The organism is Anaerotignum sp. (genome assembly GCF_045122575.1).
Taxonomy (GTDB): domain Bacteria; phylum Bacillota; class Clostridia; order Lachnospirales; family Anaerotignaceae; genus Anaerotignum_A.
The window spans coordinates 1-7,674 of record NZ_JBGVHV010000008.1 but is presented as its reverse complement, the minus strand read 5'-3'; the positions used below and the strand labels follow the sequence as shown (position 1 = coordinate 7,674).

6 protein-coding genes and 1 pseudogene are annotated in these 7,674 nt (G+C 51.3%); 4 read left to right on the top strand and 3 right to left on the bottom strand.

What is annotated here, in order from left to right:
• Both ACJMLT_RS00270 and ACJMLT_RS00265 read left to right on the top strand, forming a co-directional pair.
• Positions 1-690, top strand: a 690-nt coding sequence (locus tag ACJMLT_RS00270; RefSeq protein WP_405724838.1) for a DnaD domain protein, incomplete at its 5' end; no start/stop codon positions are given.
• A gap of 15 nt (positions 691-705) precedes the next feature.
• The gene (locus ACJMLT_RS00265; RefSeq protein ID WP_405724835.1) at positions 706-1,695 is read left to right on the top strand and encodes an ATP-binding protein; all 990 of its coding nucleotides are present in this window, start codon (positions 706-708) and stop codon (positions 1,693-1,695) included.
• Between the two features lie 48 nt (positions 1,696-1,743).
• Here the strand turns inward: ACJMLT_RS00265 and ACJMLT_RS00260 are convergent, their stop codons facing one another.
• Positions 1,744-2,823, bottom strand: coding sequence for a copper amine oxidase N-terminal domain-containing protein (locus ACJMLT_RS00260; RefSeq protein ID WP_405724832.1), 1,080 nt, complete (start codon positions 2,821-2,823; stop codon positions 1,744-1,746).
• 89 nt (positions 2,824-2,912) lie between these two features.
• The gene (locus ACJMLT_RS00255) at positions 2,913-3,338 is read right to left on the bottom strand and encodes an EamA family transporter (protein WP_405724829.1); all 426 of its coding nucleotides are present in this window, start codon (positions 3,336-3,338) and stop codon (positions 2,913-2,915) included.
• A gap of 195 nt (positions 3,339-3,533) precedes the next feature.
• On the opposite strand from ACJMLT_RS00255, the gene spoIIE reads away from it, so the two are divergent.
• Together spoIIE and tilS are read left to right on the top strand one after the other, a co-directional pair.
• The gene (gene spoIIE / locus ACJMLT_RS00250) at positions 3,534-5,924 is read left to right on the top strand and encodes a stage II sporulation protein E (protein ID WP_405724826.1); all 2,391 of its coding nucleotides are present in this window, start codon (positions 3,534-3,536) and stop codon (positions 5,922-5,924) included.
• A gap of 62 nt (positions 5,925-5,986) precedes the next feature.
• Complete coding sequence (gene tilS / locus ACJMLT_RS00245) at positions 5,987-7,333, top strand: tRNA lysidine(34) synthetase TilS (RefSeq protein ID WP_405724823.1); 1,347 nt, start codon at positions 5,987-5,989, stop codon at positions 7,331-7,333.
• A 22-nt stretch (positions 7,334-7,355) separates the two neighbouring features.
• Here the strand turns inward: tilS and ACJMLT_RS00240 are convergent.
• Positions 7,356-7,674: pseudogene (locus ACJMLT_RS00240) on the bottom strand (nitroreductase); the annotation flags it as partial.

Here is a 7,674-nt window from a genome sequence, read left to right as displayed (position 1 = left end):
TATTCCCCTGCGGAACTGGCGGTTTATATGCAGAAAAGCGAAAGCATGAAAAAACTATTCCAGTCCGCTCAGCAGAAACTGGGGAAAATGCTCAACCATAACGATATGAGCCTGTTGTTCAGTTTCCATGACTGGCTGGGGCTGCCCGTGGATGTGATCGAACTGCTTCTGAGCTATTGCACAGCCAATGGCCACTGCGGCATGCGTTATATCGAAAAGGTCGCCATCGGCTGGGCAGAAGAAGGCGTGAATACGGAAGAACGCGCCATCGAATATATCGAATTGCGAAAAATAGGCTTCCGCGCCATTATGAAGGCCTTTGGACAGAACCGAATGCCTGTGGCGGCGGAAGAAAATTATATGAAAAAATGGCTGCAGGACTATAAACTGCCCATGGACGTGGTGCAGATGGCCTGCGAACGAACGGTGATGCAGACGGGGAAGGCTTCCTTCGCCTATGCGGATAAGATCCTGACCAGCTGGAAGGCGGCAGGGGTGAAATCCGTGGCGGATGTGGAAGGACTGGATAAAGCCTTTGCGGCGAAAAAAGCCCAGAGTGTGCCGACGGAACAGCCTGCAGCCCAGACAAATGCAAAGCCGAAACAGAACCGTTTCATCAATTATACCCAGAGCGAGTGGGACTTTGCCGAACTGGAACGACTGGAACGGGAACAGAGAGAAAAATGGTAACAGGAGGGGTGGACTTTGGCGACAAGAACGCAAATTTATAAAGAAGTGCTCAGAGAATATGACGCTCTGCGCACCCAAAAAGCGGCAGAACTGCGGGAACGCAGAGAAGCCATTTATATGAAATTGCCCCGACTGGAAGAAATCGAGCAGGAACTTTCCTTGTTGGGGGTTTCTACGGCAAAACTGGTGCTGATGCAGCCGGAAAGCCGGGAAGCGGCGCTGGCACAGCTGAAAGAAAATCAGCAGGCTCTGAAAACAGAACGGGATGCCCTGATGGCGAAACATTGCCTGTCTCCCAGCCTTTTAAAGATGGAATATGTCTGCGAAACCTGTCAGGATACGGGATATGTGGAAAATGAACTCTGCAGCTGCATGAAACATAAACTGATGGACAGACTGTATGACCAGTCCAATGTCCGCGATGTGATCAAACTGGAAAACTTCGATACCTTCGACCTGCGCCTGTTCAGCGAGGAAGTGGTGAAGGCGGAAGGAATCTCTCCCAAGGAAAATGCCCAGAGAAATCTGCGCATGGCTATGGCCTTTGCGGAAGATTTTACGGGGGATAACCTGCTGCTTTATGGCGGCAGCGGCAGAGGGAAAACCTTCCTCTGCAACTGTATTGCCAAAGATGTGCTGGATCAGGGGAAAACCGTTCTTTACCTGACGGCAGGACAGTTGTTCAAGCAGTTGGAAGAACTGCGTTTCCATAGAGACGAGGAAGAAGAACCTATGGACTGGGACACAGAACTGCTGGAAGCAGACCTGCTCATCATCGATGACCTTGGTACAGAATTTGCCACCATGTTCACCGCATCGGAACTGTTCCGCATCATCAACGACAGAAAACTCAGACGGAAACCCGTGGTGATCTCCACCAATCTGGATTATAAGGCGTTGATGGATCAGTATTCTGATCGCGTGATGAGCCGCCTTATCGGGGAATATACCACACTGAAATTCTTCGGAGACGATATCCGCATGAAGAAGAAATATAGCAGATAAATGAAAAAGCACTTCAGAATGTTCTGAAGTGCTTTTTTTGCTGTCATTTTACCAGTCGTAGGATTCGTATTCCAGACCGCATTTTGCTGTGCAGGAAAGGTTTTCGCCTGTTTCTGTGTCAGTTACAGTTATGATAAATTCCCAGAACTGATCACCGTATTCATCCTGTACCAGTGTGCCTTCGGAAATTTCCAGTGCAAAGGAGGTGTTATGGAACAACCAGAAATCTTCCATGATCTTTGCGTTGATCTCTTCTGCAGTTGCATCTTCTGCTACATAGAAGTTTGTTCTGCCCAGATCATCCACTGCTGCTGTCATGGCAGACAATACCGTTGTTTTTGTTACAGTCAGAGGAACAGTTACGATCACGTCTTCGCCGTCTTCAAACCAGCCGCCGGGCAGTGTCCAAGTAACGGTATATGTGCCGGGAGCGACATCCATGGCAGGCTGCAGATCGAAAACAAGATAACCATCTTCCATCAAAAGACCGTTTTCGTTGGAGTCAACAGGGCAGTCCATAACGGCTTCATATGCGAAGATATCCGGATCTTCTACCATGCCGTTCAATGCAATGTTGGAGACAGCTGTGATGCCGGGGGATGTTACCATGGGTTCAGCAGCAGCTTTTTCCCCTTCTGCAATGATGGGAAGGGCAGGCTCGACAATGATTTCTTCATCAGGGGCAGTTTCTTTTGTGATCACTACTTCCTGTGCTGCCTGACTCCAGCCTACCACATAATGGAAACATTCAGCCAGATATCTGGCGGGAGCATAAATACGACTGTCTTTGATGATGGGAGTCGTATCCATTTTCACATATACATGGAAATCATAGTTATTCAGGAAAGCGTGGTACTCATTGGCACCAACAACAAATTCTGCTGTGGTTTCGCCATCAGTGAAGGAAGCTGTGTTTTTGTCATCATCCCAGGAAACTTCCAGACCCAATGCGTTGGCGATGGGGCGCAGGGGCACCAGTGTACGGTCATTTTCATCAATAAAAGGTTTTGCGTCTGTCCAGGCAACATAGCTGCCGTCCACAGTAACGCTCAGTTCTGCTGCGAAAGCGGTGGTGGTCATACCTGTTGCCATCAGAACAGCTGTGAGCATAGAAAGTATTCTTTTCATTCTTCATTCCTCCTTGCGGTGCAATCTCTTCTCTTAGTATATCGGTATGATATGGTTCTGTCAATCGAAGGAAGACGGATGCCCTTCGATTATCTGCCAACCAGAAACAGCCCGACGAAGCAGACGAAAATCCCCAGCATCTGTCTGGCGGTGATGGTTTCCCGATAGAACAGAAGACCGACAAAAAGCAGGATGCAGCATACGGACAGATTGCAGATCAGAGAGGCCGTGCTGACGGGCCAGCCTGTGCGGTAAACCATGAGGTAGCCGAATTCCAGAAAAACGATGGAAGCTGCCAGAGCGTAGGTCGCCCAGTTGGCCTTTGCCATCTCCTGCAGGATATTTTTCTGTTCGGCGGTCAGGAAAAACATGGCCAGAGAAACGATCCCGGCAATGGCGTAGGTCAGTGCCAGAGAGGCGAAGGGGCTGATGCCCACAGGGGTGGATTTTGCAGAAATATGGTAGAGCGTGTTTGCGCCGATCACAACAAGAACAGGCCAAAGCATGTGCCACATGATAGATTCCTCCTTTGCATAAAAAAACGGATAAGACAATCGCCTTATCCGGGCTCATCCGTTGATTTCCTTTTCATCTTACTGTGCCCAAAAGAGATTTGCAAGTCTTGTCGAAAAGTTTTTGGCGTGCTTTCCCTGTTTCGACAGAAAAAACGGTTCTGTTTGGCTAGAATGGGCATATATGGAGGGAAGGTTATGGAAAAAACGGAAATCACATTGGAATATACGGAAGAACGTTCTGCCTTTGGCAAGGCTATCCTGCCGAAAAAAAAGCCGAAGAAAGGCTTTCCATGGAAAGCTGTCGGTCGGACAGGCTGTTTCTGTCTGCTGGGTTATTTCTGGGGGAGGGGAGAGGTATTGCAGATCCTGCATCCCATGGGGCTGGGCTATCTTTCTGCCTTTTTTGGGGAAGGCTGGCTGTTCTGGCCTGTATGGCTGATGGTGGGGATCGGCTCTTTTTCTGCCGTGCCCCTGAAAGCGGGGGCAGGTCTGGCTGCAGCTGCAGCCATTCAGCTGACACTGGGGCGGTTCGTGGGAAGAGAGGAATATGGAAAAAAAGCTCTTCTGGGCAGCTTTGCCATGGCGCTGGCAGGCATTTTCTATGCCATCAGCCGACAGGGGCTGGGGTTTTATTTTGCCCTTGCCGCCATGGAAAGCAGTCTGGTGCTGGCGGTCAGCTTTCTGCTGCAAAAAGGGCTGTCCGCTTTGCTGGCGCAGGAACGATATCTGATCCTGACCAGAGAAGAAACCATTTCATTTGTGCTTCTGGCGGGGGGAACCTTGGCAGGTATGGCAACGCTGCAAAGGGGGTTGCAGCAGTCCTTTCTGCCTATGGCGGCATCCTTCTGCCTGCTTCTGGCTGCAAGGCAGGAGGGCATGGGCGGCGGTGCGGCGGCTGGGGTATTTTTGGGATTCCTGCTGTTTGTCTGCGGCGGCATTGACATGCCGTTGTTTATTGCCCTTTCTCTGGGGGGACTGTTGGCAGGCTGTGTGCGGGACTTCGGACGGGCGGCATCGGCTTTGGCTATGGTGCTTTCGCCCTGTGTGTTCCTGTTTTACATAGATGCGGAAAAATTGCAGCCCTTCTGGCTGGGGGGCTTATGCGGGGGAGCGGTGTTGTTTTGCCTGTTCCCCCAAAGAACATTGGAAAAAATCAGCGGTGCAAGGGCAACGGAAAGCCCTGCTGACCGTTATACCAAAATGAAAGAAATGACAGAAGAAAAACTTTTGGGCTGTGCTGCGGCCTTTGACGCTCTGGCCAAGACCTTCCGCAGACAGGAGGAGCGGATGGAAAAAGGGAGGGTCAGCCGATTGGTGGATACCATCGCGGGGAAGGTTTGTCAGGGCTGCGGATTGGCCCATTACTGCTGGGAGGAGGAATTATACCGTACCTATAGCATGGCATTTTCTGCCCTGTCGGCCTGTGAGGAAAAGGGAAGGCTGCAGAAGGCTGACCTGCCCCCTTATTTTCAGGAGACCTGCCCTCGTCTGGAAAACTTTACGGAAATGGTCAACGAGGTCTATGAGATCTATCGCAGAGATCAGGTCTGGGGCAGCCGCCTTTCGGAATGTCGGGAACTGGTGGGGCAGCAGATGCAGGCTGTGGGAGAGATCATGCAGACTCTTTCGGGCCAGATGGAACTGGACTGCATTTTTCTGGAAGGCATGGAGGATGCCCTGACGGCAGCGCTGAAGAAACAGGGATTCCATCCCCAAAAGGTGCTGGTGACGGAAGAAAAAAGCGGAAGGGGGCGGCAGGTGCGGATCACGCTGCCTGCCTGCGGCGGAAAAGGCGTTTGTCGGGATAAAATTCTGCCTTTGGTGAAACAAATACTGGATTGCCCTGTGGTTTTGCAGGAGGAAGGTACCTGCGCCGTGGATGCAGAGGGGCGTTTTTGTGCCCTGCATTTTCGGGAGGAGCCTGTTTTCGCCATCCATACGGCAACAGCCTTTGCGCCGGCGGAGGGGGGCAGACCCACGGGGGATGCGGCGGCCTTTCTGGAAACGGAAAAGGGACGGGCTTTGCTGGCCCTTTCCGACGGCATGGGCACAGGGGCGGAGGCGGCAAAGGAAAGCCGTGTGGCCATCGAATTGCTGGAGCAATTCACCGAAGCGGGATTTGATCGGGAGCTTTCTGTAAAAATGATCAATTCCGCATTATTACTGCGAAGGGGTGAGGAGACCTATGCTACTTTGGATATCTGTGAAATTGATCTATTCAATGGTCATGCGGAATTTGTAAAACTGGGGGCGGTGGCATCCTATATCTGGCGGAATGATCGGGTGATTTCTCTGCGGGCGACCACCTTGCCTGCGGGCATTTTAAAACAGGTGATTCCCGAAACCAATGAGATGCTCCTGAAGGATGGAGACATGCTCTTTCTGGTGACCGACGGCATCACCGATGCCCTGGGGGGAGAGGAGAAAACGGCAGGATGGCTGAAGGGGAAATTACTGGCATTTCCCGTGGCAAATCCCGAAGATGCCGCAGAATATATCCTGCAGGAGGCAAAAAAGGAACGGAAGGAGGAACGCAGAGATGATATGACCGTTCTGGCGGGGCGGTTCTGGAAGAAACGGGCATAACCTTGCGCTTTGGTTTGTTTTCGTGTAGAGTATTCCTAGAGAAAACCGAAAGGAAGAGGAAAATGTGGCAAAAAGCACGGAATACCATTGCACAATTTCATATGTTTCCCTGTCATGCGAAAATCGTCGTGGGGCTTTCCGGCGGTGCCGATTCCGTAGCCCTGCTGCATGTTCTTTGCAGTCTGAAAGAGGAATTCGGCTGGGAGATCACTGCTGTCCATATCCATCATGGCCTTCGTGGGGAAGATGCCGATGGGGATGCGGCCTTTGCGAAAGCATTCTGCACGAAACTGGGCGTTCCCTGCCATGTCAGAAAATATGACGTGAAGGCGGAAGCGAGTGCAAGAAAACTGGGTGAGGAAGAAACGGGTCGCCTGCTGCGCTATACCGCCTTTCGGGAAGTTGCAGGAGAAGAGGGCTATATTGCCGTTGCCCATCACCGCAAGGATCAGGCGGAAACGGTGCTGATGCGCCTTTGTCGGGGTACGGGGCTGCGGGGGCTGACAGGAATGTCCCCCGTCCGGGAAAAGATCTGTCGTCCCTTGCTTTTCTGCAGCAGAGAGGAAATCGAACAATATTGCAGAGAAAACGATCTGATGTGGAGGGAAGATGCCACCAATCAGGAGGAAACCTATACCAGAAATAAGCTGCGCCTGCGGGTATTGCCCCTTTTGTCGGAGATCAACTCCAAGGCGGAGGAACATATTTCCGAAACGGCGGAACTGCTTTCTGTGGAGGAAGATTTTCTGGAAGGGCAGGCGGCCGCCTGCTATGAGAAGGTAAAAGCGGATGCGCCAAAGGGAGAAGTGCGCCTGAGGCGAAAAGAACTGCAGGCATTGCACCCTGCCATGAGAAGGAGAGTTCTTAGAAAAGCGATGGAAGCCTTCCTGTCTGCGGATTTTTCACAGGCGCAGATCGAAGCATTGGAAGACCTGCTGCAGAAAGAAACGGGCAAAAGCCGTGATTTTCTGGAGGGCGTCCATGCAGAAAACCGCTATGATGTGCTGGTGCTGACCATGAAAAAAGAAAGGGCGGAAGGTTATCGGTACCTCCTCCCTTTGGGAGAATCGGTCTTTATTTCGGAAACAGGGCTTCGCATTACCGCATGGACAGGCGAAAAAGGAGAGCTTCTGTCAGAGGATATGAAATGCTTTGATTTCGATAAAATCCATGGAGAACTTTTCTGCCGCAGCAGAAAAACGGGGGATGTTATTTCCATAAAAAATGGCAGGAAGAAGGTCAAAGACCTGTTTATTGACGAAAAAATCCCCAGAAACGAAAGGGAAACCCTTCCCCTGATCGCTGCGGGAGAAGAAATCCTCTGGGCAGTGGGGTTGCGAGTTTCGGAAAAATTTCAGCCCGATGCATATACGAAAAAATATTTATATGTAAAAATAGAAAAAGCGTGATTCTGCGGAATCACGCTTTCTTTTATTTCCATGTAACATTGACTTTCTTTCTGGGGGCAGTGCGGCGATAGGTCACAGCGGGCATACCGAAGAGTATCACCGTGCCTAGGGTTTGTGTGCCGTCCAGACCTAAGAAGTCCAATGCCTTGGGGGTGTCCAGAATGATGCGCTGCAAAAAGCCGCTGTACAGCACGCCGACGCCCTGCGCCTGGGCCATCAGTTCCATGCTGGTCATGGCAAGGGTGCCGTTGACGGGCAGATCGGACAGAACGAGCATACAGATATCTGCGCCACAGAACAGGCGGTCATCTTCGGGATTTGCCAGATAGGCATCATAGAAG